The organism is Myroides sp. TSA_177.3, assembly GCF_052691955.1.
The window spans coordinates 1-1,369 of the sequence record NZ_JBQZGD010000055.1 but is presented as its reverse complement, the minus strand read 5'-3'; the positions used below and the strand labels follow the sequence as shown (position 1 = coordinate 1,369).

At 29.5% G+C, this 1,369-nt stretch carries 1 protein-coding gene; it reads left to right on the top strand.

The genetic code is table 11. The annotated features are described in order from the left end of the window. The first annotated feature begins 229 nt into the window (after positions 1 to 229). Entirely contained in the window at positions 230 to 1,225 is a 996-nt protein-coding gene (locus tag ACUTSE_RS18110; RefSeq protein WP_445641266.1) for an IS110 family transposase, read from the top strand. The last annotated feature ends 144 nt before the right edge of the window (positions 1,226 to 1,369 follow it).

The following is a 1,369-nucleotide window of genomic DNA, read 5'->3' as shown; positions in this document are numbered from 1 at the left end:
CAGTATGTCCTTTAGATTTGCTAACTGAGAATATGATAATTTTATTGAAGTAAAATAAAACAACCCAACCAACAAAGTTAACTAGAAACATTGTCAAAGTTCAATACTTATAGGGTGATTAAGACTTTGTTGGTTTTACTAAAAAGTATCAAATAGTAATTAAGACGTAGTTGTCTATTATCAAGGACTAGATAATATTTTAGTATAGGTTGTTTCAAATTCAAATGTTATGAGCAAATTTAAACATTTTGTTGGAATAGATATTTCCAAAGAGTACTTTGATGTAACTATTCTTACAGATTCAAAAAGTACATTTCACAATCAGTTTTCTAATGATAAAGACGGGGTTAAAGAATTGTTGAAATGGATAAAGAGTAATCAATGTTTTTTAAAAGATACTCTAATTTGTATGGAACATACAGGTATCTATAAGAGTATAATCGTAGAAAACCTTTTAAAAAAGAGATGTTATCTATGGGTAGAAATGGCTTATCGTATTGTTCATAGTAACGGGGTTCAGAGAGGAAAGAATGATAAAATAGACTCTGAGCGAATAGCCATATATGCTAAGAAAAACCAAGAGGATGTAACACTCTTCAAAGCTCCTAGAGATGTATTAAAGAAAATACAAGTATTATTAAGACAACGAGATACTTATAAAAAAAAGAAGACCGCTTTAACTAGTAAAACTAATGAATTAAAAGGTTTTGAACCTAAGATGTATGCAGAGCTTTCTGTTATTAATAACAATGTTATTAAAGAGATTGAAAAAGCGATAGAAGCCATAGATCAGCGTTTACAAGAGTTAATAAAAGAGGATCAAGAAGTTTATGAAATCTATAAGTTGGTAATTTCTGTCATTGGTGTAGGGACTATTACAGCCATGGCATTAATTTACTATACTAATATGTTTACTTCCTTTGAAACGCCTAGACAATTAGCTTCTTATTGTGGTGTGGTTCCTTTTGAACATACATCAGGAAAAAGTATAAGAGGCAAACCTAAAGTCCACCATATGTCGAATAAGACATTAAAACGGTTATTATATCTCTGTGCGATGTCAAGCATACAACATGATCCAGTAATTAAGAATTATTATCAAAGACAGTCCGAAAGAGGGAAAAACAATATGTTGACTATCAATAACATCAAGAATAAGTTATTGATGAGAATATGTTCTTGTGTACGTAATAAAAAGAAGTACGTGGTAAATCAAGCCGCTTAATAAAGAAAAGACTTTTAATCGCTTATAAATAGGGTAATTGGCTTTATCCTAAGAGAACTATTGTCTAAGAATATTGAATTATCCTTAAAAATATTAAACTAAAATTATCAAGAATCTTTTGTATTTATCATAGTAATCACCCTG